Below are 23,390 nucleotides of genomic sequence, written 5' to 3' on the forward strand. Positions count from 1 at the left end.
CTCCGGTCCGTAGGCAACACCAGTTGTGTTACGGCGGTGCTACGGACAGTTTGCAACGGGCGCGCGGAGAGCTCATTACGGGATCTTGACCGATGAGCGTCACACGACCAGCAGAGCGCACTGTTCCACGAGGTCGTCCATCGAGAGGCCGAGCGTCCGGGCGAGCGCGGCGACGGTGAAGAACGCCGGGGTCGGCGCCCGTCCCGTCTCGATCTTGCGGAGCGTCTCCGCGGAGATCCCCGCCGCCGCGGCGACGTCCGTCATGCTCCGTCCGCCGCGGGCCTCGCGGAGCAACCGCCCGAGACGCTCGCCGCGTTCGCGCTCTTCGGGGGTGAGAGGGGTGCGCACCATACCGTCATTCTAATCCCGCATTTCAAGCCGGTCGAGTAAGCCGGTATAGTAATTGGCATGGTGGAGCTCAAGACAGACACATCTATCGACGCGATGTACGCGGCGGGCCAGGTGCTCGGCCGGTCCCTGACGGCCGTGCGGCAGGCCGCGGACGTGGGCGTTTCCCTGTTGGAACTGGACGAGGTGGCCCGCGGGGTGCTGCGGGAGGCCGGTGCCTCCTCCCCCTTCCTCGGCTACCGCCCCTCCTTCGCGCCGATCCCCTTCCCCGCCGTCATCTGCGCTTCGGTGAACGACGCGATCGTGCACGGCATCCCGACCGGCTACCGGCTGCGTGACGGCGACCTCGTCTCCATCGACTGCGGGGCCGAACTGGACGGCTGGGCGAGCGACTCGGCGATCAGTTTCGTCGTGGGCGAGCCCCGCCCGGCCGACGTACGACTGATCGAGACGGCGGAGCGGGCGCTGGCGGCCGGCATCGAGGCGGCGGTGGTCGGCAACCGCACCGGCGACATCGCGCACGCGATCGGCAGGGTCTGCCGGGACGCCGGATACGGCATCCCGCAGGGTTTCGGGGGCCACGGCATCGGCCGCCGTATGCACGAGGACCCCTCGGTGCCCAACGAGGGCCGTCCGGGCCGGGGTTTCCCGCTGCGCCACGGAATGGCCCTCGCGATCGAGCCCATGCTGATCGCGAGCGGTAGGGACGGCTACCACGAGGCCCCGGACGGCTGGACCCTGCGCACGAACGACGGCTCCCGCGCGGCCCACGTGGAGCACACGGTGGCGATCACCGACGACGGGCCGCGGATCCTCAGCGAGCGCTGAGTCCCGCGCGCCCCGACCGTCCGCGCGCGCCGACGCGGTCCCGTCGAGCGCACGCGCCGACGTCGTCCCGGCGGCCATGCCGCCGGTCCTCCCCACCGGTCGTGCCGCCGGCCCTCCCCGCCCGTCGTGCCGCCGATCCTCCCTCCGGTCCTCCCCGCCGGTCGTGCCGCCGGTCCTCCCCGCCGGTCGTGCCGCCGATCCTCCCTCCGGTCCTCCCCGCCGGTCGTGCCGCCGGTCCTCCCCGCCGGTCGTGCCGCCGGTCCTCCCCACCGGTCGTGCCGCCGGCCCTCCCCGCCCGTCGTGCCGCCGATCCTCCCTCCGGCCCTCCCCGCCCGTCGTGCCGCCGATCCTCCCTCCGGCCCTCCCCGCCCGTCGTGCCGCCGGTCCTCCCCGCCGGTCGTGCCGCCGATCCTCCCCGCCGGTCCTCCCGCCGGTCGTGCCGCCGATCCTCCCGCCCGCTCGTCCCGCCCGGTCATCCCGTCCGGCCATCCCGCCCGCTCGTCCCGCCTGGTCACCCAGCCCGTCGGACCGCTGCCGGATCTCTGTCGGACCGCCGCCCGCGCCCTGCACGGCCCCGCTGGACGTGCCCCCGTCCGGGGGCCGTGCCAAGGTGGTGTAACCGGGCCCTGCAGGGGCACCCGCGTGGACCGGCACGTCGATCAGCGAGCGCGTCCCGCCAGGCGCCGGGACGCCGGAACGGAACGAACGCTCATGACCAGCGGCTACCCCGGTCCCGGCGACTTCGGATCGGACCCCTTCCAGGAATTCTTCGCCCGCTTCTTCGGCGGACCCCGCCAGGGTCCCCGGCAGATCGACATAGGCCGTCTGCTCAGTCAGCCGGCCCGGGAACTGGTCCGCGGCGCCGCCCAGTACGCGGCCGAGCACGGCAGCCGGGACCTGGACACCCAGCATCTGCTGCGGGCCGCGCTGAGTGCCGAGCCGACCCGGAGCCTGCTCAGCCGGGCCGGTGCGGACCCCGATTCGCTGGCGTCGGAGATCGACGAACGCTCCGGCCCCGTCCAGCACACCCCCGAGGAGGCACCGGCGCCCACCTCGCTGTCGCTGACCCCGGCCGTCAAGCGCGCCCTGCTGGACGCGCACGACCTGGCGCGGGCGAGCGGCGCCGGTTACATCGGCCCCGAGCACGTCCTCAGCGCGCTCGCGGCCAACCCCGACTCGGCCGCGGGGCACATCCTCAACTCGGCCCGCTTCGCGCCGTCCGGACTGCCGCCCGAGCAGCCGGAGACGGCCCAGCCCCGCCCCGAACGGGCGCGCTCGACGGGCACGCCCACCCTCGACAAGTACGGCCGCGATCTGACCGACCTGGCCCGGCAGGGCCGTATCGACCCGGTGATCGGCCGGGACGACGAGATCGAGCAGACCATCGAGGTGCTGTCCCGGCGCGGCAAGAACAACCCGGTGCTCATCGGGGACGCGGGCGTCGGCAAGACCGCCATCGTGGAGGGGCTCGCCCAGCGGACCGCGGACGGGGACGTCCCCGACGTGCTGATCGGCCGCCGGGTGGTCGCCCTGGACCTGACCGGTGTCGTCGCGGGCACCCGTTACCGGGGCGACTTCGAGGAGCGGCTCAACAACATCGTCGGCGAGATCCGCGCCCACTCCGACCAACTGATCGTGTTCATCGACGAGTTGCACACCGTCGTCGGTGCGGGCGGTGGCGGCGAGGGCGGTTCGATGGACGCGGGCAACATCCTCAAGCCGGCACTGGCCCGGGGTGAGCTGCACATCGTCGGGGCGACGACGCTGGAGGAGTTCCGCCGCATCGAGAAGGACGCGGCCCTGGCCCGCCGGTTCCAGCCCATCCTGGTGCCCGAGCCCTCGGTCCCGGACACCCTCGAGATCCTGCGCGGCCTGCGCGACCGCTACGAGGCCCACCACCAGGTCCGCTACACCGACGAGGCCCTGGTCGCCGCCGTCGAGCTGTCCGACCGCTACCTCACCGACCGCCGCCTGCCCGACAAGGCCATCGACCTGATCGACCAGGCGGGCGCCCGGGTCCGGCTGCGCGCCCGCACGAAGGGCACGGACGTACGGACCCTGGAGCGCGAGATCGAGCAGCTGACCTGCGACAAGGACCAGGCGGTCGCCGACGAGCAGTACGAGCGGGCCACCCAGCTGCGGGACCGTATCGCGGAGCTGAAGCAACGGGTCACCGACACCTCGGGCAGTGACGAGGCCGACGAGGGCCAACTGGAGGTGACGGCCGAGGCGATCGCGGAGGTGGTCTCCCGGCAGACGGGCATCCCGGTCGCCAGCCTCACCCAGGAGGAGAAGGAGAGGCTGCTCGGCCTGGAGGGGCATCTGCACGAGCGGGTCGTCGGCCAGGAGGAGGCGGTCGCCGTGGTCGCCGAGGCGGTCATGCGCTCGCGCGCCGGACTGGCCAGCCCGGACCGTCCGATCGGCAGCTTCCTCTTCCTCGGGCCGACCGGCGTGGGCAAGACGGAACTGGCCCGCGCGCTCGCCGAGGCCCTGTTCGGCAGCGAGGAGCGCATGGTCCGCCTCGACATGAGCGAGTACCAGGAGCGCCACACCGTCAGCCGTCTGGTCGGCGCCCCGCCCGGTTACGTCGGCCACGAGGAGGCCGGCCAGCTCACCGAGGTGGTCCGCCGGCACCCGTACTCGCTGCTCCTCCTGGACGAGGTGGAGAAGGCACACCCGGACGTCTTCAACATCCTGCTGCAGGTGCTCGACGACGGCCGCCTGACCGACTCCCAGGGCCGCACGGTCGACTTCACCAACACGGTCATCGTGATGACCAGCAACCTCGGCTCGGAGGCCATCACCCGGCGTGGCGCCGGCATCGGCTTCGGGGCGGCCGGCGCGGACGCCGACGAGTCGGCCCGGCGCGAGCAGATCCTGCGCCCGCTGCACGAGCACTTCCGCCCCGAGTTCCTCAACCGCATCGACGAGATCGTCGTCTTCCGCCAGCTGACGGGCGATCAGCTGCGGCGTATCACCGACCTGTTGCTGGAGCGGACCCGTCGGCTGATGCAGGCCCAGGACGTCACGGTCGATTTCACGGACGCGGCGGTGGACTGGCTGGCGGAGCGCGGCTACCAGCCGGAGTACGGCGCCCGTCCGCTGCGCCGCACGATCCAGCGCGAGGTGGACAACCGGCTCTCCCGGCTGCTGCTCGACGGCACGGTCAAGAAGGGCGGCCGGGTGACGGTGGACGTGGCCGACGGTGCCCTGGAGTTCCGTCCCGCGCCGGTGGCCTGAGAGCGCGGGGACCGCGCGACCGGTCCCCGCGCCCGCGATCGCGGTCTACCGGGCCGGGTCCACCACCTGGGCCGACCCCCCGCCCCGTCGCACGGTCTCGGCGGCGGCCAGCCACTTGCCGCCCGGCAGCCGTTGCACGCCGGTGGCCGCCCCGATCTCGGGGTTCAGCGAGAAGGAGTGCCCGATGGCCTCCAGCCGAGTCCTCAAGTCGCTGTTGTAGAGGCCGGGTTCGAGTTCGGTCTTGGCGGCGTTGCGCTGGCTGGCCCGCGGCGCGGCGATCGCGTCGACCAGCGGCAGGTGTCGGTCGAGGAATTCGGTCAGCACCTGCAGGACGGTGGTGATGATGGTCGCCCCGCCGGGTGAACCCACGGCCACCACGGGCCTGTTGTGCTGGTCGAGGACGATCGTCGGGGAGATGGACGACCGCGGACGCTTGCCGGGACCGGGCAGGTTCGGGTCGTGGACGGCGGGGTTGGCCGGGGCGAAGGAGAAGTCCGTCAGCTCGTTGTTGAGCAGGAAGCCGCGCCCGGGCACGGTGATCGCGCTGCCGCCGGTCTGCTCGATGGTCAGCGTGTAGGACACCACGTCGCCCCACTTGTCGGCGACCGTGAGATGGGTGGTGTTCTCGCCCTCGTACGTCGTCGGAGCCGCCGTGCCGCCCGAGCCGCACGCCGCGGGATGCCGGGGGTCGCCCGGCGCCACCGGGCTGGTGAGCACCGCGTCGTCCTTGATGAGGCACGCCCGCGAGTCGGCGTACTTCTGCGACAGCAGTTCCTTCGTCGGTACGTCCTCGAAGGCGGGGTCGCCGACCCAGCGGCCGCGGTCGGCGAACGCGATCCGGCTCGCCTCGATGTAGTGGTGCAGGTACTGGACCTCGCTCGCCTTCGAAAGGTCCGTGTTCTCCAGGATGTTGAGGGCCTCGCCGACCGTGGTGCCGCCGGAGGAGGAGGGCGCGATCGAGTACACCTTCAGGCCGCGGTACGACGTCTCGGTGGGCGCCTGGAGCTTGGCGCCGTAGGCCGCGAGGTCCTTCTCGGTGAGCTTGCCCGGTCGCGCGTTCCACCCCGAGGCCGGGTCCACCGGGGGCTTCTCGACCGTGTTCACGATGTCCCGGCCGAGGTCGCCGTGGTAGATCGCCCCGACGCCCTTCCTGCCCAGCTCCCGGTAGGTCCGGGCGAGTTCGGGGTTCTTGAAGGTGGAGCCGACCACCGGCAGCTGCCCGCCCGGCAGGAACAGCTTCGCCGTGTCCGGGAAGTAGCGGAAGCGGGTCTCGTTCGCGGCGGTCTGCGTGCGGAAGGTGTCGTCGACGACGAACCCGTCGCGGGCGATCCGCTCGGCGGGCTTGAGCACGGTGCCGAGTCTTCTGCTGCCCCACCGGTCCAGCGCCGTCTGCCAGGTGGCGGGGGTGCCCGGGGTGCCGACGCTCAGGCCGCTGCTGACGGCGTCGGCGAAGGCGAGCGGCTTGCCGTTCTCGACGAAGAGGTCGGAGTCCGCGGTCAGCGGCGCGGTCTCGCGGCCGTCGATGGTGTGCACGGTGCGGGACTTGGCGTCGTAGTAGACGAAGTAGCCGCCGCCTCCGATGCCGGAGGAGTAGGGCTCGGTGACGCCGAGCGCGGCGGCGGTGGCGACGGCCGCGTCGACCGCGTTGCCGCCCTTGCGCAGGACCTCGATACCGGCCGCGGAGGCGTCCGCGTCGACGCTGGCGACGGCTCCCCCGTAGCCGACGGCGACCGGGACTTTCGCGGGGGTGCCCCTCGTCGCGTCCGTGGGTGGCGCCGCCGCCCCCACCGACACCACGGCGGCCGAGATCGCCAGGACCGACAGTTTTCTCGCGACAGGGCGACGCATCCGTACCTCCAGTGAAGGGCCGTCCGGGCAGCCTATGCCATCCTCATGGCCACGTCAGGAAGGCGCGAGGCACGCCTCGAACACGGGTTTGCGCGGGCCCGCTAGCATGCGCGCCCATGAATGACGACGTGCGCAACACCGTGCTGGGAGTGATCGCGGCGGGCATCAGTGCCGCGCTCGGCTGGCTCGCCCGCACCTACCTGTGGAAGCGCAGACTCCGCCGCAAGCAGGCGTTCTTCGGGCTGCCCGACAACTCCGAGACGCTGCTGGTGGTGAACCGGGACGCGGGCAGCCCGGACCTGGCGGTGCACCGGTACGACGTGTTCGCCCTGCTGGAGCTGTCCGCGCTCATCAAGGACTGCGGGGCGAACGCGCAGGTCGTCACTCAGGACGCGGCGCAGCAGGGCTTCGGCGAGCGGACCGAGTTCTGCGTGGGCGGACCGGGGTCGAACCGGCGGATGCTCGCCCACATGTCGGCCATGCTGCCGGGCGTACGCGTCAACATCGATCCCGAACCGGGGCCGGACCGGGGCGCCTTCCAGATCGGGACCGAGCGCTACCGGATGGAACCCGGCATCACCGAGTACGTGCTGCTGGCCCGGATCACCACCGGACAGTCCCGCCCGGTGTTCCTCTTCTGCGGCCAGCGCGCGATCACCAACCAGGCCGCGACACGCTATCTGGCCCGCCATCACGAGCAGTTGGCGCGCAAGTACGGCAACAAGTCGTTCGTACTCCTGCTCAAGGTCGTCAACTCCCAGGCGTACGGCCCCGATGTCGTGGAGCTGGTCGCCGACGTGACACGGGCGGCGCAGACCTCCCCGCCGGCCCCCGCCGCGGCGACGACGCCGGCTCCACGCAACTCCCACCGGTCGTCCTGAATTGATTCACGCGCCAACAATCGTTACTGGCACGTAACTTACCGACGGGTTACTTCCGGTAAAGGGGTCCGGTTACCGTCTGGTCACTTTGCTCTGACCAAGTGAGGAGTGACCCGTGGGACACCATCGCAGGGCCCTGCGCACGACCGCCGTGGGCGCCGTCTCCGCGTCGTTGATCGCCGGTGGCGTCCTCGGGCTCGCCCCGGCCGCCCAGGCCACGAACGCCGTCCGCTTCGTCGACATCACCGGTGACGGCGGCGTGACTCTGAAGGCGAACGTCACCATGCCCGCGGGGGCCGCCGACGGCGCGCGCCGCTACCCGCTGATCGTGCTCCCCACGAGCTGGGGCTTCCCCCAGGTCGAATACCTCGCCCAGGCGCAGAAACTCGCCGACTCCGGCTACATCGTGGTCGGTTACAACGTGCGCGGCTTCTGGCAGTCCGGCGGGCGGATAGAGGTGGCCGGGCCGCAGGACACGGCCGACGCCTCCAAGGTCATCGACTGGGCGCTCGCCAACACCCCGGCCGACGCCGCCCACATCGGCATGGGCGGGGTCTCCTACGGCGCCGGAATCAGCCTGCTCGCCGCCGCGCACGACAAGCGGATCAAGGCGGTCGCCTCGCTGAGCGGCTGGGCGGACCTCATCGGCTCGATCTACTCCGGCCGCACCCAGCACGTCCAGGCGGCGGCCCTGCTGGACGGCGTGAGCGTGGTCACGGGCCGGCAGGACCCCGAGGTCCGGCAGGTCTTCGACGACTTCTACGCCTCCAACCTCGCCAAGGAACAGGACCTCATCGACTGGGGGAAGAAACGTTCTGCCGCCACATATGTGGACCAGCTGAACAAGAACGGCGCCGCCGTCCTGATGGCCAACGCCTGGGGCGACACGGTCTTCCCCGTCAACCAGTACGCCGACTTCTACGAGAAGCTGACCGTCCCCAAGAGAATGGAGCTCCGCCCCGGCGACCACGCGACCGCCGAGCTGACCGGCCTGTTCGGACTGCCCAACGACGTCTGGACGGACACCGAGCGCTGGTTCGACCACTACCTCAAGGGCACGGACAACGGCATCGACCGCGAGCAGCCGGTCCAGCTCAAGCCCCGTTCCACGGGTGGCTACGAGGGATACCCGGACTGGCAGTCGGTGGGCGAGGCACGCGGCAGGATCGCCCTGGACGGCACCACCACGATCCACACCAACGTCGACTCCGGAGCGGACGGCGGGATCGTCTTCCTGTCCAGCATCCTCGACCAGGTGGCCCAGGTGCCCCCCATCGCCGCCATCCCCCTGCTCCCCCGCCGCTGGGCGGCCGTATGGCAGTCGGAGAAGTACGCCACGGCCCGCCGGGTGCGCGGCACGGCGAAGCTGCACACCACGCTCACGCCGACCAGGGAGAGCGGCACCCTCGTCGCCTACCTCTACGACGTGGGGCCGCTCGGCCTCGGCAAGCTGGTCAGCAATGCGCCGTACACCTTCCACGACCGCACGCCCGGCGAGCCGTTCGGCGTCGACCTGGAGCTGTTCTCCACGGCCTACGACGTCCCGGCGGGGCACCGGCTGGCCCTGGTCGTCGACACGGTCGACCCGCTCTACATCGAGCACAACCCGTCCGGCGCGCAGCTGACCTTCTCCTCGCCGGCGAACGACCCGTCGTACGTGTCGATTCCGCTGCGCGAGCAGTGATCTCCGGCCGCCGCCGGGCGGGTTCGGCTCTGTCGGTGCGTGTGCGGCTCAGTGCTGGAGGATCTTCGACGGGAAGTCCTCGGCGTGGCGGCCGCGCGGACCGGTGGTGAGCCCGCCCGGTGCGCGGTCCGCGGCGGCGCGGCCGCCGATCATGAGCACGGCGCGGTCGGCGGCAGCGCGGGCGGGGCCCGGCTCGTCGCTGACGGAGATCGCCTCCGGGGCGGGAACGGAGGTCGGCCGCTCGCACCGCGACGCCTCCGGCTCCGTGGCCAGGGCGCGGGCGACGGCCACGCGCCGCCGACGGCCGCCGGGAAGCCGCGCCGGGACCACGAGCACCTCCCCCTCCTCGTAGTTCTTGTCGACGTCACGCAGCTCGATCAACGGATCGACGGCCATACGCAGCCACACTCACTCTCAGCTGTGTCGTGGTTGCCGCAAACTATCCAGGCCCGGCGTCCAGTTGATGTGCGACACGCACTTTTCGGGCATTAGCCGTATTTACGACTCCGCGACCTCGGCGTACAGCTGCGAGAGCTCGGGGGCGCCGCTGGCCGCCCATTCCTGGCCGGATTCCACGACGTCGAACTCCCGGCCGGATTCGAGCAGGACGACGGGCTGACCGTCGGAGCGGATCTCCCAGGCGGCGCCGGGGACCGTGCGCACGATGACCGTGCCCAGGTACAGCCCCGCGTCGTTGCCGAGCCAGGGCAGCACCTCCTCGTCGTCCCGCCAGCGCGGCACGACCTGGTCGAGAGCCTCCAACGACCCGGCGGAGTCGTCGAGTTGTACGCCCTCTCGGGACGCCAGCGACCGGAGCAGCTCACACTCGGCGAGGAGTTCGGCGATGCCTTCGGGATCGAGGGCGCCGTACTCCTCGTGCGGGTGGCCCAGAAAAGGGATCTTCATACGTCCAGCGTGTCACTCGCACCCGCGTGCGCACCACAGGCGCGCGGATGGTCACTTCGGGGTGATTTCGCGCCGGGTTCGTGCACGCCTCGTTGACGCACCCCTCGCGCCTCCCTAGCTTCACCCTGCGTCTTTCGTCCCACCGGTGAGCGGGAGGAGTCGGAGCGTGAGCCGACGGGTCCGTTGCTTCACGATCGCCATCGTCCTCTTCGCCGCCCTGGTGCCGGCCGTCCCGGCCGAGGCCGAGGCCGCCGCGGGGCGCCCGGCGAAACCGCTGCCGCTGGAGCGGCTCTTCGACAACAGGGCCGTCAGCGACGACTCCCGGCCGGCCGCGGCGGACCTGGACGGCCTGGGCGCCTCCCTGTCGGCGGGCGATCTGGCGGCCGCCGGATGGACGCCGGGCCGTGCGCTGACCGTGCAGGGCGCCCGGCTGACCTGGCCGGACCGGCAGCCGGGCGAGCCGGACAACGTCCGGGCCGACGGACAGTCCGTGCGGGTGCGCGGACGCGGCGACACCCTCGCCTTCCTGGTCACGGGCACCGGCGGGGGCGAGCCGGGCGGCGCGGGCTCGGTGTCGTACACGAACGGCACCCGCTCCTCGTACGTGCTGACGGCTCCCGACTGGCGTACCGGACCGCTGGCGACGAAGGCTGTGGCACTCCCCCACGTCAACACCCCCGGCGGCCGGCTCACCGAGCGGGCCCGGCTGTACGTCGTGACGGTGCCGCTGATCGCGGGGCGCACCGTCGCCTCGGTCCGGCTGCCGCGGGCGACCGGCCTGCATGTGTTCGCGCTGGCGGTCCGGGCGTCCGGGACGGGCTGGACGGGGAGCTGGGCGGCGGCCACGTCCGGGTATCCGGCCGTGGGGCCGTGGCACGACAGGACGCTGCGGCTGGTGGTGCACACGTCGGCGGGCGGCCCGCGGGTGCGGCTGCGGTTCGACAACACGTTCGCGGCCGCGCCGGTGCGGATCGGCGGCGCGACGGTGGCCGTGCAGGCGGCCGGGGCGGAGGCACTGGACGCGCCGGTGCCGGTGTCCTTCCGGGGAGAGGCCGGGACCGAGATCCCCGCGGGGGCACAGGCGTTCACCGACCCGCTGTCCTTCGCGGTGCCGGAGGACACCAACCTGCTGGTGAGCTTCCACCTGCCGGACATGGTGACGGCCGCGCCCGTGCACCGGGTCGCGGTGCAGCGGTCGTACCTGAGCGCGCCCGGCGACCACACGGCGGAGGGCTCCGCGGCGGCGTTCACCACGACGCTGACCAGCTGGCCGCTGCTGACCGGTGTGGACGTCGGCGGCGGGCCGGGGGCGGTGGCGGTGATCGGGGACTCGATCACCGACGGCACCATGTCGACGCGGGACGCGAACCGGCGCTGGCCCGACGTGCTGGCCGACCGGCTGCGCGAGCAGGACCGGGTCCCCCGCTACGGGGTGCTCAACCTGGGCATCTCCGGGAACAGGGTGGTGTCCGACGGGTATCCCGGGGACGGCGTGTCCACGGAGACCGGCGGCGTGAGCGCGCCGCACCGCTTCGACCGCGACGTCCTCGCCCAGACCTCGGCGCGCACGGCGATCGTCTTCGAGGGCGTCAACGACGTGCGGTGGGGCACGACGGCGCGGCAGGTGATCGCCGGGCTGCGGGAGATCGCCGCCCGGGGGCACGCGCGGGGGCTGCGGATGCTGGTGGCGACCGTCGTGCCGTGCGAGGGGGAGGCCCGGTGCACCCCCGCCGTGGACGCCGAGCGGGTCGCGGTCAACGAGTTCATCCGGGCCACGGACGCGTTCGACGGCGTCCTCGACTTCGACGCCGTCGTCCGCGACCCCGCGCGCCCGGCGCGGATGCTGCCCGTGTACGACAGCGGGGATCATCTGCACCCGGGGGACGCGGGGCTGGCGGCGCTCGCGCGGTCGGTGGACCTCGGGCTGCTGTGAGGCGTCAGACGTCCAGGTCCACGACCACCGGCGCGTGGTCCGAGGCGCCCTTGCCCTTGCGCTCCTCCCGGTCCACGTACGCGTCCTTGACCGCCTTCGCGAACGGCTCGTTGCCGTACACCAGGTCGATGCGCATGCCGCGGTTCTTGGGGAAGCAGAGCTGGCGGTAGTCCCAGTACGTGAAGGGGTGCTCGTACTTCAGGGGGCGCGGGACCACGTCCGACAGGCCCGCCTCGCGCAGGGCGGCGAGGGCGGCGCGCTCGGCCGGGGTGACGTGGGTGAGGCCCTCGAAGGCGGCCCTGTCGTAGACGTCGTCGTCCGTCGGCGCGACGTTGTAGTCGCCGAGGACCGCGAAGGGGCGGCTGCCGGCCGCGTCGCCGGCGACGGCGGCCTTCAGGGCCTCGAACCACTGGAGCTTGTAGGCGTAGTGCGGGTGGTCCACCTCGCGGCCGTTGGGCACGTACACCGACCAGACGCGGACCTGGCCGCAGGTCGCCGAGATGGCGCGGGGCTCGGTGGAGCCGTCGTAACCGGGGTCGCCGGGCAAGCCCTTGACCACGTCCTCGATGCCGACCCGGGAGAGCACCGCCACGCCGTTCCACCTGCCGGTCGCGTGCACCGCCGCCTCGTAGCCCAGCTCGCGCAGCTGGTCGAACGGGAACTGCTCCTCGGCCAGCTTGGCCTCCTGCAGGCAGAGCACGTCGGTGCCGCTGCTCTCCAGCCAGGCCAGGAGCCGCGGCAGGCGGGCGGTGATCGAGTTCACGTTCCAGGTCGCGATGCGCATGCCCCACAACCTACCGGGCGGCACTGACAACGCCTCCCGTCCGCCGTCCGGGCTCAGACCTCCGCCGAGCCGCCCGGCGTCAGCCGCAGGTGCTCCGAGCCGCCCAGGGCCCCGATCTGCCGGTCGTAGATCGGGCGGGCGAGGTCGGTGAGCAGGGCGTCGTGGATGTCGTAGGCGCGCTGCGGGCGGACCTCGCGGACGTAGTCGATGACCTCGGAGATCTTGTTCCAGGGAGCCATCACGGGGAGCATCAGCGTCTCGACGGGGTGGTCGGGGACCGTGAGGGCGTCACCGGGGTGGAAGACCCGGCCGCCGTCGATCAGGTAGCCGACGTTGGTGATGCGCGGGATGTCCGGGTGGATCACCGCGTGCAGCTCGCCGTGGACCTGGACGTCGAAGCCGGCGGCGGTGAAGGTGTCGCCGTGGCCTACGGTGTGCACGCGGCCGGGGAAGGCGGCCGAGATCTGCCCGGCGACGGAGGCCAGGGTCCAGATCTCGGTGGCCGGGTCGGCCTCCATGGCCGCCCGCAGCCGCCCCTCGTCGAAGTGGTCGGGGTGCTCGTGCGTGACGAGGATCGCGTCCGCGCCGAGCGCGGCGTCCTCCTCGCTGAATCCCCCGGGGTCGAGGACGAGCGTGCGCCCGTCCTTCTCGAGGCGCACGCACGAGTGCGACTTCTTGGTGAGCTTCATGGGTCCATCCTGCCGTCGTCCCCGCCCGCCGGCCCACCCGGCCCGGGGGTCACTCCTCGGGCGTGGTCTCCTCCCGGATGACCTGCTGCGCCACCTTGAAGGCGCTGTTCGCCGCCGGTATGCCGCAGTAGACGGCCGCCTGCAGCAGCACCTCCTTGATCTCGACCGGGGTGAGGCCGTTGCGCAGGGCGGCCCGGGTGTGGGCGGCGAGGTCGTCGAGGTGGCCGCCGGCGACGAGGGCGGTGAGGGTGACACAGCTGCGCGAGCGCCGGTCGAGGCCGGGCCGGTTCCATATCTCGCCCCACGCGTATCTGGTGAGGAGTTCCTGGAAGTCCCCGGAGAACGCGTCGGTCTCGGCCAGCGTCCGGTCGACGTGCGCGTCGCCGAGCACCTCGCGGCGGACCTTGATGCCGGTGTCGTACAGGTCGGTGTGTCCGGTCCCCTGCGGGGGGACGGGGGCGGGCGGTGCGATCTCGGCGATGGGCGCGGGCTGCCGGGGCTGCGGCTGGGCCGCGATGGCGGTCTTGACGGGAGCCGCCGGGATCGCGATCTGGCCGGTGGAGGACTCGACGTAGCCGGGCTGCCAGGCGGTGGAGAAGTGCCGGACCAGCAGGTCGGTGACGGCGGCGGGCTGCTCGACCGGCACCAGGTGGGAGGCGCCGGGCACGACGGCGAGGCGGGCGTCCGGGATGCCCGCGACCAGGGTGCGGGCCTCGGCGGGCCCGGTGACCCGGTCGTCGGAGCCGACGAGGACGAGGGTCGGCACCCCGACGCGGCCGAGTTCGGCCCGCACGTCGAACGAGGCCAGCGCCTCGCAGGCGGCGATGTAGCAGCCGGGGTCCGTGGTGCGCACCATCTGCACGGCCCAGTCGGTGATCGCGGGCTGGGTCGCCGCGAACCCGGTGGTGAACCAGCGGTCGGGGGACGTACGGGCGATGGGGTCGAGCCCGTTGGTGCGTACGATCACCCCGCGCTGGCGGAACTCGTCCGCCGTGCCGAAGCGCGGCGAGGCGGCGATCACCGCGAGCGAGGCGAGCCGCTCCGGGTGGCGCAGGGCGAGCTCCAGACCGAGGCCCGCGCCGAGCGCGCAGCCCGCGTAGCCGAAGCGCTGCACGCCGAGCCGGTCGAGGGTGGCCAGCAGCCGCTGGGTGAGCTCGGTGACCGACCCGGCCGGGTAGGCGGGTGCGCCGCCGTGTCCCGGCAGGTCGAAGCGGAAGACCCGCCACTGCCTGATCAGCTCCGGCACCTGGCGGTCCCACATGTGCCAGGTGGTGCCCAGGGAGGGGCCGAGGATCAGGACAGGGGCGTCTTCCGGCCCGTCGAAGCGGTATTGCAGGGTGTTGGACGAACTCTCACTCACCCGACTCACGCTCCCACATCTCACTGTGCCCCTCAGACGCAGGTCGTGAGAATGCGGGTGGGATCGGGTGAAGGCCTGGGGAGGGGCATGGCGTTCCGGGCGCCGGATGATCTCCGCTTCGGCCGCCGCCGCGGACGCCGATGCCGACGGCACGACTGTGCGGGCGGGGTGGTCACCCGATGCGTTCCCAGCCGGGACGGGGGGCGCGGGCGCCGAGCCGGTCGTCGGGGGTGCGGTGGACGACGTAGGGGTGCGTGGGCCAAGCGGAGAAGAGCATGGCGCTGACGGCGTGCGACTGGATCCGTGCCGGGACGCCCGCGCCGAAACGGCGGTCCGCCCACACTGCACGTACCCCCGTCCGTCGGCGGCAGGGACCGACGGTCCCCGGTCGAGGACGGACGTCCCGCACGTCGCAGTGGGGCCGGTCGGCCCTACCCGCTTCGCACACGCCCACCGACCATGGACGGATGTTCCAGTCAGACAGCTTCCGCGCACTCGACCGACAGGAGAGTCTGCGCCTGCTGGCCGAAGTGCCGGTCGGCCGCGTCGTGTACACCCGTCAGGCGCTGCCCGCGGTCACGCCCATCAACTTCTCCCTGGACGCGGACTCCGCCGTCCTGATGTACACATCGCCCTCCTCGGACCTGGTGCGGGCCGTCGACGGCGTCGTGGTCGCCTTCGAGGCCGACGAGTTCGACGCGGTCACCCGATCCGGCTGGAGCGTGATCGTCACCGGGCGGGCCACCGTGGTGACCGACCCCGCCGAACACGAGCGGCTGTCCCGCACCGGACCCATCTCCTGGATGCCCCCGCGGAACGGCGTCTTCGTCCGGATCGAGGCCGAGATGGTCACCGGGCGCGAGCTCAACGGAGCCCTCGACGCGGCGCCGAACGGTGCCGACGCCGCGCACCCCGCGGGGACCGGTGCCTGAACGTCTTGCCGTCCCCGCTGCGGGTCAGCCCCGCGGATCGTCGCGCGGGGTACGGGCGCCGTCCCGCCCGTAGCCGAACCTGATCAGGATGTGCGGGTGGCACCGCCCGCCTCGGGGCAGAGCCGCCGCCCTGCGCAGATCGGGCCATTCCATGGCCTGGTGCAGGAGCGAGGTGCGCAGACCGCGGGCAGTCGCCGTGAGCAGAACGTACTGCAGGGCCTGGCCCGCCCGCAGCCAGTCCTCACGGCGGTCGTGCGACGTCCACAACAGGGCCGTCTGGACGTGGCGTTCGAACCCCAGGGCGGGCAGGCGCGGGCCAGGCAGCCGGCCGGTGAAGTCCCGCATCGGTATCCGGGCGGCCGCGTCGGGTGGGCCGAGGGCGGTGACGGGGATGCCGTACGGGATGTGCGAGCCCGGGGTCCTGAGCCAGGTCCGGGTTTCGGCGGTGCGGTCGGGGTGGGCGTGGTTGCGTGCCTCGGCCGCGGCGGTCAGCCGCAACAACCGCCTCGTCCCGGCGAAGTCCGGCACGTACAGGCGCGCTCCGGCGGCATGCGCGGCCGTCACCATCTCCGCCACGACGGGGTCGGGCACCGGGCGCCCGGTGAACGGCAGCCGGCTGGTGCGCCGGCGCGCGATGGCCGCGTACAGGCCGTGGTCCGGCAGCCGGTCGTCCCCGACGGACGGACCCGTCAGTCGTACGGTGGCCAGCAGTCCCGGTTCGCCCGGGTCCGGCAGGAGCGCCACCTCGGGCCGGAGTGCGTGGTGGACGGCCGCGAGCCGGAGGTTGAAGACGGCGGCGCCCACGGACAGATGCTGGGCGCGGTGCGTGGGATCGGTCAGCGGCAGCGTCCGCTCCGGCACCGTGTGGACCTCCACCATCCGGTCGCGGGGGTCCACGTGGAAGCGCCACGGCTGGGTGTTGTGGATCGACGGGGCCGCCACGGCCGCGGCGAGCAGCGACTCCACGGTGGCCGGGTCCAGGGCGGGGCTTGGGGCGTACAGCACGGGTCCTCACTCCTTGCAGCTGCTGCGGTGCGGGCGGCCGCCGCCTCCCGCGGGTTCCTCGCCGGCTCCCCCGTTCAGCAGCACGGCCAGCTCCCGCTGGTAGGGGAAGGAACCGGGCCGGTAGCCGCACCACGGCTCCTCGGCGAAGGGGTCGCCGGTGACGCCGTACGCCCGTGACCGCGAACCGCCGCAGACCTCGCGGAACTCGCAGGCCCCGCAACGGCCTTGGAGCATGCCGGGGGCTCGCAGGCCGGTGAACAGCGGCGAGGTGCGGTAGACGGACGTCAGCGGCGAGGTGCGCACGTTTCCCGCGCTGAGCGGCAGGAAGCCGCTGGGGTGGACGCTGCCGGTGTGGGAGACGAAGACGAATTCGCGGCCGGCGTTGACGTCCAGCGGTGGGCGCCGCACCCGGCGCACTTCGGCATGCAGGCCCAACTCGGCCGCTCGGTCGCGCAGTTCGCGGTACAGGGGTCCGAGGCCGAGCACCGCGACATGGTCCTCGCCGCGGTCCGCGAGGATTCGGCGTTGCAGGGCGACGCGGCGGAAGTGGTGGGCCTCGGTGGTCTTGGCGGGCACGGTCAGGCCCACGTCGTGAACGAAGTTGAGCACGTCCTCGGTCTCGGCCGGGGTCAGTGCGCCGAGGTCGCGGCCCCGGCCGGTGGGCGCCAGGAAGAAGGCGCTCCACAGCACCGCCCCGTGCTCGGCGACCAACCGGACGATGTCGGGGAGGTCGTGCAGGTTGTGCCGGGCGACCGTGGTGTTGATCTGCACCTTCATGGCGAGGGAGCGGGCGGTGTCCCAGGCGTCCAGGGTCCAGCGGTAGACGCCGGGCACCCCGCGGAAGGTGTCGTGCACCTCGGCGGTGGAACCGTCCAGACTGAGCGAGAGCCCGGAGGCGCCCGCGGCGTGCACGGCACGCAGCCGTTCCTCGGTGAGCGTGGGGGTGCCGGAGGGCGAGACGGCGACCCGGACCCCGATCCGCCTGCCGTGGGCGATGAGTTCGGTGAGGTCGGGGCGCTGGAACGGGTCTCCGCCGGTGATCACGAACAGCGGGACGGGCTGCCCGAACTCGGCGACCTGGCGCAGCAGTTCCTTGGCCTCGGCGGTGTCCAGTTCGCGGGGGTCACGGCGTGGCACGGCCTCGGCCCTGCAGTGCAGGCAGGCCAGCGGGCAGGCCCGGGTGGGCTCCCAGATGACGATGAACGGGCGCTCCGCCGCGTCGTGCCGCCGGCGGCGCACGGCCCGTACGGCGGTGCTCACCCGCTCGCCCTCCCTCGCGCCCCGAGACTGCGTCCGGCCGCCCTGGAGTCAGGGCAGACGAGGCGGGCGGCCGGACGGTGACCGGCTCGGACCGTGCGCGGCGCCTGTGCCGAGGGACGGCGACGGAAACGGCCGCACAGGCGCGGGTTGCGGTGGTGCACGGGATACCTCCGGGTCGGTCACTGATCATCATGCGGAGTCGACACGGCCCGGCGCGGCGGCCGACCAGTCCCCTCCGAGGGGCCGAGGGTCCCTTGACCTGCGGTCGGTCAGGTGCGGCACGCGGGGCTTGTGGGCCGGTGACGCAGGACGGTCAGGAGCGGCGCGGCGGGACTTGCGGGCCGGTGACGCAGGACGGTCAGGTGCGGCGCGGCTCGGTTTGCGGGCCGGTGACGCAGGACGGTCAGGTGCGGCGCGGCTTCGCCTCAAGACCGGTGGCAGTGGCTACGAGGGCTGCTCCGGTGGCGGTCAGCAAAGTGCCGAGGCCCATGACGAGGGTGGTGAGGTGCCAGGCCTGGCAGGCTGACAGCAGCGAGCCGCGCAGGGTCTCCCCCATGAACGCGGTCTGCCGCAGTTGGGCGAGCTTCTCGTCCTCGCCTCCGCCGGCGTGGAGTTCGTCGGTGATCTCCGCGTAGGTGCGGCCGCCGGTCGCCGGGGCGAGATGGTCCTTGATGAGATCGGCGTAGGCATGGGCCTCGTGACCGGTCTCCACCCTGCAGCCGGTGAAGCGGGCCAGGTGGGCGGGGAGTCCGTGGTCCGGGAAGGTGATCCGCTGCGCCGTCAGTTCGGCTCGTATCTCCTTACGGCCGCTGCGGCCTCGCAGCAGCATGACGGGCCCGGCGGCGGACAGGGCGATGCCGACCGAACCGATCAGGGCGTTGGTGCGGCGGGGTGCGGCCTTCATGGCGGGTCTTCTTTCGTACTCGGGGCGGTGAAAAGGGGTGTCAGCGGTGGCCGAGCCGGAGCCGCCAGGTTTCGTGGCCGACCGGCCGTCTCCGGCGCACCGCCACAGCTACAACCGCGGCCCCCGCCGCAGCCGTCGGTCTTCTCGGGCTTCGCCGGATCAGTCCGACAGTGCGTCAGATCGCCGTCTCATTACCTCCGTTGGGCCGACGGAAGCCGCTCGTGGAGTCGGGTGAGGAGGGTGGCCAGGGAAACCCCGGGGGCCATGGCCAGCAGGGGCAGGACCAGGCCGTTCTCCTTGGCGGTGTGCTCCTCGAACAGGACCTGCAGGGCCCGGGCTTCGGCCACCGCGTCCGCCGGCGCCGCCTCGCGCATCGCGTCCACGAGCGCGCCGAGGCAGCGGTGCTCGGACACCAGGCTCACGATCAGCAGCCGGGCGTCGGGCATGGTCCGCGCGACGGGGTAGAGGACGGCCTCCTCGGCCGCCGCGTACGGCAGCACCTCTCGGTCGCAGAAGGCCACGAGACCGGCGCGGACCCGCTCGGCCGCACTCGGGTCGGTGCCCGCCGCGGTGGTCAGCAGTGCCACCCGTCCGGCCAGTTCCCGCGCCGTGCGGGCTTGGTGCGCCTCGGCGCTCTCGAGAGCGATGGCGTCCTCGGGGGCCGACGCGACGGTGAGCACGCTCATGACGGTGTCTCCAACAGGTCGACGGCCGACGTGGCCGGCCGGTGCGGGTGGCGGCGGCCACGGATGCGCGCCGACGCGGGGCGGATGCCGCGTCCGGCCGCGCGAGGCGGCCGGACGGACGACCGATCCGGGCGGCACACTCCGTGCTCGCCGTGACCCAGGCGGCCTGGGACGGGGTGACGGCCGCCGACGAGTACGGCGCGCGGTCGTGGCCGCGCCTCGGCATCCGCGGTTCGATCAGTGCTCAGAATGCATCGCCGGACCCGCCCTCCTCGCCCGCCGACCGGACCCCACACTGGGGACCATTGGGCCCTGTCGGCACCGCCGGGACTGGGCCGGAAGGCCGCCCGGCCAGGACCGCCGGCCCCAGGCGCACGAAGGGACGCGCGCCTAGCGTTCCGAGCCATGGAGAACGATCAAAACGGTCGGCGGGAACGGCCGCGCGGCGAGCAGGGCTGGCCGCTCGCGGCCCGGCGGCTGTTGACGCGGCGTGAGATCTCGGCCGACGGCCGGGCCGTGTTCGGTGAGAACGACGGCAAGTGGGAGGGGTTCTACCGGGATCGGTGGGCGCACGACAAGGTGGTGCGCTCCACCCACGGCGTGAACTGCACGGGCTCCTGCTCGTGGATGGTGTACGTCAAGGACGGCATCATCACCTGGGAGCACCAGGCCACCGACTACCCGTCGATCGGCGCCGACTGCCCTGAGTACGAGCCGCGTGGCTGCCCCCGGGGCGCGTCGTTCTCCTGGTACACGTACTCACCCAGCCGGGTGCGCTACCCGTATGTGCGGGGCGCGCTGCTGAAGCTGTGGCGCGAGGCGCGCCGGCGGCTGGGCGATCCGGTGGCCGCGTGGGCGGAGATCACCTCCGACCCGGCGAAGGCCCGGGCGTACAAGCGGGCGCGGGGCAAGGGCGGTCTGGTGCGCGCCGAGTGGGACGAGGTGGCGGAGCTGGTCGCCGCCGCGCAGGTGCACACCGTCAAGGAGTACGGGCCCGACCGCGTCGCCGGGTTCTCGCCGATCCCGGCGATGTCGATGGCGTCGTTCGCCGCGGGGGCCCGGTTCATGTCGTTGATCGGCGGCACGCTGCTGTCGTTCTACGACTGGTACGCCGACCTGCCGATCGCCTCGCCGCAGGTCTTCGGCGACCAGACGGACGTGCCCGAGGCGGCCGACTGGTGGAACGCCGGCTATCTGGTGATGTGGGGCTCCAACATCCCCGTCACGCGTACACCGGACGCGCACTTCCTGACCGAGACCCGCTACAACGGCACCAAGGTCGTCGCGGTGAGCCCGGACTACGCCGACAACGTCAAGCACGCCGACGAGTGGCTCGCCCCGCACCCGGGCACCGACGGGGCGCTGGCCATGGCGATGGGTCACGTGATCCTGCGGGAGTTCCTGGTCGACCGTGAAGTGCCGTACTTCCGGGACTACTTGAGGTCGTTCACGGACGCGCCGTTCCTGGTGACCCTGCGCGAGGGCGCGCACGGTCTGGTCCCGGACGGGTTCCTGACCGCGGCCGACCTCGGGCACGACACGGAGCACGCGGAGTCCAAGACGGTGCTCCTCGACGCGGCCACCGGTGAACCGGTGGTGCCCAACGGCTCGCTCGGCTTCCGCTGGGGGGAGGCCGAGCGGGGCCGCTGGAACCTGGAACTCGGTGACGTGGTACCCGAGTTGAGCCTGCTGGAGTCGGCCGAGGACACGGTCGGGATCGCCCTGCCGCGCTTCGACGAGGGCCCCACCGAGGGCGGTTCGGTGATGACGCGCGGTGTGCCGGTCCGCACGGTCGGCGGCCGTCTGGTGACCACCGTCTTCGACCTGATGCTGGCCCAGTACGGTGTCCACCGCCCCGGCCTGCCGGGCAGCTGGCCCGCCTCCTACGAGGACGCCTCGCAGCCGTACACCCCGGCCTGGCAGGAGACCGTCACCTCGGTGCCGGCCGAGCAGGCCGCCCGCATCGCGCGTGAGTTCGCCCGCAACGCGGAGCGCACTCGGGGCCGTTCGATGATCGCGATGGGCGCCGGAACCAACCACTGGTTCCACTCGGACACCATCTACCGCGCGTTCCTGGCGCTGACGACGATGACCGGCTGCCAGGGCGTCAACGGCGGCGGCTGGGCGCACTACGTCGGCCAGGAGAAGGTCCGTCCCGTCACCGGGCTGCAGCATCTGGCGTTCGCCTTCGACTGGCAGCGGCCCACCCGGCACATGGCGGGCACCTCGTACTGGTACCTGAACACCGACCAGTGGCGCTACGAGGCCTTCGGGCCCGAGGAGTTGGCCTCGCCGCTGGGCACGGGCCGCTTCAAGGGCAAGGGGTTCGCCGACACCCTCGCGCAGGCGGTGCGGCTGGGCTGGACGCCGGGCCACCCCGGTTTCGACCGCAACCCGCTGGACCTGGCCGACGAAGCCGCGGCCCAGGGGCGCCCGGTCGCCGAGCACGTCGTCGACGAACTCAAGGCGGGGCGGCTGAGGTTCGCCGTGGAGGACCCTGACGACCCGGCCAACTTCCCGCGCGTGCTGACGGTGTGGCGGGCCAACCTGCTGGGCTCCTCCGGCAAGGGCAACGAGTACTTCCTGCGCCATCTGCTGGGCACGGACGCGGCCGTCCGCTCCGCCGAGACCCCGCCCGAGCACCGGCCGCAGGAGGTCGTCTGGCACGACGAGGCGCCCGAGGGCAAGCTCGACCTGCTGGTCGCGATGGATTTCCGGATGACCTCCACCGGACTGCTCGCCGACGTCGTCCTGCCGGCCGCGACCTGGTACGAGAAGGACGACCTGTCGTCGACGGACATGCACCCCTTCGTGCACGCCTTCACCCCGGCCATCGCACCGCCCTGGCAGGCGCGCACCGACTACGACACCTTCCTGACGATCGCGGACCGGTTCAGCGAGCTCGCCGTCGAGCACCTGGGCACCCGCACCGACGTCATGGCGGTGCCGCTGCTGCACGACACCCCCGACGAACTCGCCCAGCCCGGCGGCGTGGTGCGGGACTGGAAGGCCGGCGAGTGCGAGCCCGTCCCGGGCCGGACCATGCCGAGGCTCGTCACCGTCGAACGCGACTACACGGCCGTGGCGCAGAAGATGCGGGCGGTCGGCCCCCTGCTCGACACGCTCGGCACGACCACCAAGGGCGTCACCGTCCACCCCGACCGGGAGATCGAGGACCTGCGCCACCGCAACGGCACCGTCCGCGAGGGCGTGGCCGCCGGCCGCCCGTCCCTGGCCACCGCCACCGACATGTGCGAGGCGATCCTCGCCCTGTCCGGCACCACCAACGGGCGCCTGGCCACGGAGGGTTTCCGCCGGCTGCAGGAGCAGACCGGCAGCGAGGGCCTGGTCGAACTCTCCGCCGAGCGGGAGGCGGAACGGATCACGTTCGCCGACACCCGCACCCAGCCCCGGGCGGTCATCACCTCCTACGAGTGGTCGGGCTCGGAGACCGGCGGGCGGCGCTACTCGCCGTTCGTCATCAACACCGAGCACCGCAAGCCCTGGCACACCCTCACCGGCCGCCAGCACTTCTTCGTCAGCCACGACTGGATGACCGAGCTGGGTGAACAACTGCCCGTCTACCGGCCACCGTTGAACACGCCCCGGCACTACGGGGACGAGCAGCTGCGGGACGGACGCGCGGAGGTGACGGTGCGCTACCTCACCCCGCACTCGAAGTGGTCCATCCACTCCAACTACCAGGACAACAAGTACATGCTCGACCTGTCCCGCGGCGGTCCCGTGATCTGGATGTCGACCGCCGACGCCGAGAAGATCGGCGTGCGGGACAACGAGTGGATCGAGGCCTACAACCGCAACGGCGTCGTCGCCGCCCGGGCCGTGGTCACGCACCGCATGCCCGAGGGAACGGTGTACATGTACCACGCCCAGGACCGCACCGTGAACGTGCCGAAGACCGAGGTCAGCGGCAAGCGGGGCGGCATCCACAACTCGCTGACCCGGCTGCTGCTCAAGCCCACCCATCTCGCGGGCGGCTACGCGCAGTTCACCTACGCCTTCAACTACTACGGCCCGACCGGAAACCAGCGCGACGAGGTCACGGTCATCCGCCGTCGCTCGCAGGACGTGGAGTACTGAC

Annotated in this window: 18 protein-coding genes; 7 read left to right on the top strand and 11 right to left on the bottom strand. The window is 72.6% G+C overall.

Features of this window, described 5'->3' with window-relative positions; translation table 11 throughout:
• Nucleotides 1–99: 99 nt before the first annotated feature.
• The gene (locus tag ACIGDI_RS17830; RefSeq protein WP_399897201.1) at nt 100–351 is read right to left on the bottom strand and encodes a helix-turn-helix domain-containing protein; all 252 of its coding nucleotides are present in this window, start codon (nt 349–351) and stop codon (nt 100–102) included.
• A 57-nt stretch (nt 352–408) separates the two neighbouring features.
• On the opposite strand from ACIGDI_RS17830, the gene map reads away from it, so the two are divergent.
• Both map and ACIGDI_RS17840 read left to right on the top strand, forming a co-directional pair.
• The gene (gene map, locus ACIGDI_RS17835) at nt 409–1,176 is read left to right on the top strand and encodes a type I methionyl aminopeptidase (protein WP_399897204.1); all 768 of its coding nucleotides are present in this window, start codon (nt 409–411) and stop codon (nt 1,174–1,176) included.
• A 711-nt stretch (nt 1,177–1,887) separates the two neighbouring features.
• Nucleotides 1,888–4,416 (top strand): ATP-dependent Clp protease ATP-binding subunit, encoded by a 2,529-nt coding sequence (locus ACIGDI_RS17840; RefSeq protein ID WP_399897206.1) that lies wholly within the window; start codon nt 1,888–1,890, stop codon nt 4,414–4,416.
• 45 nt (nt 4,417–4,461) lie between these two features.
• Here the strand turns inward: ACIGDI_RS17840 and ggt are convergent, their stop codons facing one another.
• Nucleotides 4,462–6,264 carry a gamma-glutamyltransferase gene (ggt, locus tag ACIGDI_RS17845; protein WP_399897209.1) on the bottom strand — a complete coding sequence of 601 codons (1,803 nt, stop codon included), beginning with the start codon at nt 6,262–6,264 and terminating at the stop codon, nt 4,462–4,464.
• A 116-nt stretch (nt 6,265–6,380) separates the two neighbouring features.
• Here ggt and ACIGDI_RS17850 point away from each other — a divergent pair, with 116 nt between their 5' ends.
• A complete protein-coding gene (locus ACIGDI_RS17850) occupies nt 6,381–7,145 on the top strand; it encodes a hypothetical protein (protein ID WP_399897212.1) in 765 nt (254 codons plus the stop codon).
• A gap of 115 nt (nt 7,146–7,260) precedes the next feature.
• Nucleotides 7,261–8,829, top strand: a complete 1,569-nt coding sequence (locus ACIGDI_RS17855; protein WP_399897215.1) for a CocE/NonD family hydrolase — start codon at nt 7,261–7,263, stop codon at nt 8,827–8,829.
• Nucleotides 8,830–8,877: 48 nt separating this feature from the next.
• Here ACIGDI_RS17855 and ACIGDI_RS17860 read toward each other — a convergent pair whose 3' ends face one another.
• Nucleotides 8,878–9,225 (bottom strand): hypothetical protein, encoded by a 348-nt coding sequence (locus ACIGDI_RS17860; protein ID WP_399897218.1) that lies wholly within the window; start codon nt 9,223–9,225, stop codon nt 8,878–8,880.
• A 102-nt stretch (nt 9,226–9,327) separates the two neighbouring features.
• Nucleotides 9,328–9,735, bottom strand: a complete 408-nt coding sequence (locus ACIGDI_RS17865) for a DUF6278 family protein (RefSeq protein WP_200702925.1) — start codon at nt 9,733–9,735, stop codon at nt 9,328–9,330.
• A gap of 166 nt (nt 9,736–9,901) precedes the next feature.
• Between ACIGDI_RS17865 and ACIGDI_RS17870 the strand changes: the two genes are divergently transcribed.
• A complete protein-coding gene (locus tag ACIGDI_RS17870) occupies nt 9,902–11,668 on the top strand; it encodes an SGNH/GDSL hydrolase family protein (protein WP_399897221.1) in 1,767 nt (588 codons plus the stop codon).
• Between the two features lie 4 nt (nt 11,669–11,672).
• Here ACIGDI_RS17870 and ACIGDI_RS17875 read toward each other — a convergent pair whose 3' ends face one another.
• From ACIGDI_RS17875 to pcaC, 3 genes are read right to left on the bottom strand one after another with little or no spacing between them, the layout of a single operon-like run.
• Complete coding sequence (locus ACIGDI_RS17875) at nt 11,673–12,452, bottom strand: exodeoxyribonuclease III (RefSeq protein ID WP_399897224.1); 780 nt, start codon at nt 12,450–12,452, stop codon at nt 11,673–11,675.
• A 53-nt stretch (nt 12,453–12,505) separates the two neighbouring features.
• The gene (locus ACIGDI_RS17880) at nt 12,506–13,141 is read right to left on the bottom strand and encodes an MBL fold metallo-hydrolase (protein WP_351567376.1); all 636 of its coding nucleotides are present in this window, start codon (nt 13,139–13,141) and stop codon (nt 12,506–12,508) included.
• Nucleotides 13,142–13,190: 49 nt separating this feature from the next.
• Entirely contained in the window at nt 13,191–14,501 is a 1,311-nt protein-coding gene (gene pcaC, locus ACIGDI_RS17885; RefSeq protein WP_399897227.1) for a 4-carboxymuconolactone decarboxylase, read from the bottom strand.
• Between the two features lie 467 nt (nt 14,502–14,968).
• Here pcaC and ACIGDI_RS17890 point away from each other — a divergent pair, with 467 nt between their 5' ends.
• Nucleotides 14,969–15,433 carry a pyridoxamine 5'-phosphate oxidase family protein gene (locus ACIGDI_RS17890; RefSeq protein ID WP_399897230.1) on the top strand — a complete coding sequence of 155 codons (465 nt, stop codon included), beginning with the start codon at nt 14,969–14,971 and terminating at the stop codon, nt 15,431–15,433.
• Between the two features lie 24 nt (nt 15,434–15,457).
• Here ACIGDI_RS17890 and ACIGDI_RS17895 read toward each other — a convergent pair whose 3' ends face one another.
• The 4 genes from ACIGDI_RS17895 to ACIGDI_RS17910 form a co-directional block, all read right to left on the bottom strand.
• A complete protein-coding gene (locus tag ACIGDI_RS17895; protein WP_399897233.1) occupies nt 15,458–16,438 on the bottom strand; it encodes an Acg family FMN-binding oxidoreductase in 981 nt (326 codons plus the stop codon).
• 6 nt (nt 16,439–16,444) lie between these two features.
• Nucleotides 16,445–17,698 carry a TIGR04053 family radical SAM/SPASM domain-containing protein gene (locus ACIGDI_RS17900; RefSeq protein ID WP_399897236.1) on the bottom strand — a complete coding sequence of 418 codons (1,254 nt, stop codon included), beginning with the start codon at nt 17,696–17,698 and terminating at the stop codon, nt 16,445–16,447.
• A 403-nt stretch (nt 17,699–18,101) separates the two neighbouring features.
• Nucleotides 18,102–18,602, bottom strand: a complete 501-nt coding sequence (locus ACIGDI_RS17905) for a hypothetical protein (protein WP_399897239.1) — start codon at nt 18,600–18,602, stop codon at nt 18,102–18,104.
• Nucleotides 18,603–18,793: 191 nt separating this feature from the next.
• On the bottom strand, nt 18,794–19,288 hold the full coding sequence (locus ACIGDI_RS17910; RefSeq protein WP_399897242.1) for a hemerythrin domain-containing protein: 495 nt from the start codon (nt 19,286–19,288) through the stop codon (nt 18,794–18,796).
• Between the two features lie 405 nt (nt 19,289–19,693).
• Here ACIGDI_RS17910 and ACIGDI_RS17915 point away from each other — a divergent pair, with 405 nt between their 5' ends.
• Nucleotides 19,694–23,389 carry a nitrate reductase subunit alpha gene (locus ACIGDI_RS17915; protein WP_399897245.1) on the top strand — a complete coding sequence of 1,232 codons (3,696 nt, stop codon included), beginning with the start codon at nt 19,694–19,696 and terminating at the stop codon, nt 23,387–23,389.
• The last annotated feature ends 1 nt before the right edge of the window (nt 23,390 follow it).

This window comes from Streptomyces sp. NPDC085900 (genome assembly GCF_044540925.1).
Lineage (GTDB): Bacteria > Actinomycetota > Actinomycetes > Streptomycetales > Streptomycetaceae > Streptomyces > Streptomyces gilvifuscus.

Bases quoted from the DNA above. Each gene is read 5' to 3' on its own strand.
- ACIGDI_RS17840 (WP_399897206.1), top strand. From the start codon at position 1,888: ATGACCAGCGGCTACCCCGGTCCCGGCGACTTCGGATCGGACCCCTTC.
- ACIGDI_RS17875 (WP_399897224.1), bottom strand. From the start codon at position 12,452: ATGCGCATCGCGACCTGGAACGTGAACTCGATCACCGCCCGCCTGCCG.
- ACIGDI_RS17915 (WP_399897245.1), top strand. From the start codon at position 19,694: ATGGAGAACGATCAAAACGGTCGGCGGGAACGGCCGCGCGGCGAGCAG.
- ACIGDI_RS17910 (WP_399897242.1), bottom strand. From the start codon at position 19,288: ATGAGCGTGCTCACCGTCGCGTCGGCCCCCGAGGACGCCATCGCTCTC.
- ACIGDI_RS17850 (WP_399897212.1), top strand. From the start codon at position 6,381: ATGAATGACGACGTGCGCAACACCGTGCTGGGAGTGATCGCGGCGGGC.
- ACIGDI_RS17880 (WP_351567376.1), bottom strand. From the start codon at position 13,141: ATGAAGCTCACCAAGAAGTCGCACTCGTGCGTGCGCCTCGAGAAGGAC.
- ACIGDI_RS17865 (WP_200702925.1), bottom strand. From the start codon at position 9,735: ATGAAGATCCCTTTTCTGGGCCACCCGCACGAGGAGTACGGCGCCCTC.
- ACIGDI_RS17890 (WP_399897230.1), top strand. From the start codon at position 14,969: ATGTTCCAGTCAGACAGCTTCCGCGCACTCGACCGACAGGAGAGTCTG.
- ACIGDI_RS17905 (WP_399897239.1), bottom strand. From the start codon at position 18,602: ATGAAGGCCGCACCCCGCCGCACCAACGCCCTGATCGGTTCGGTCGGC.
- ACIGDI_RS17830 (WP_399897201.1), bottom strand. From the start codon at position 351: ATGGTGCGCACCCCTCTCACCCCCGAAGAGCGCGAACGCGGCGAGCGT.
- ggt (WP_399897209.1), bottom strand. From the start codon at position 6,264: ATGCGTCGCCCTGTCGCGAGAAAACTGTCGGTCCTGGCGATCTCGGCC.
- map (WP_399897204.1), top strand. From the start codon at position 409: ATGGTGGAGCTCAAGACAGACACATCTATCGACGCGATGTACGCGGCG.
- ACIGDI_RS17860 (WP_399897218.1), bottom strand. From the start codon at position 9,225: ATGGCCGTCGATCCGTTGATCGAGCTGCGTGACGTCGACAAGAACTAC.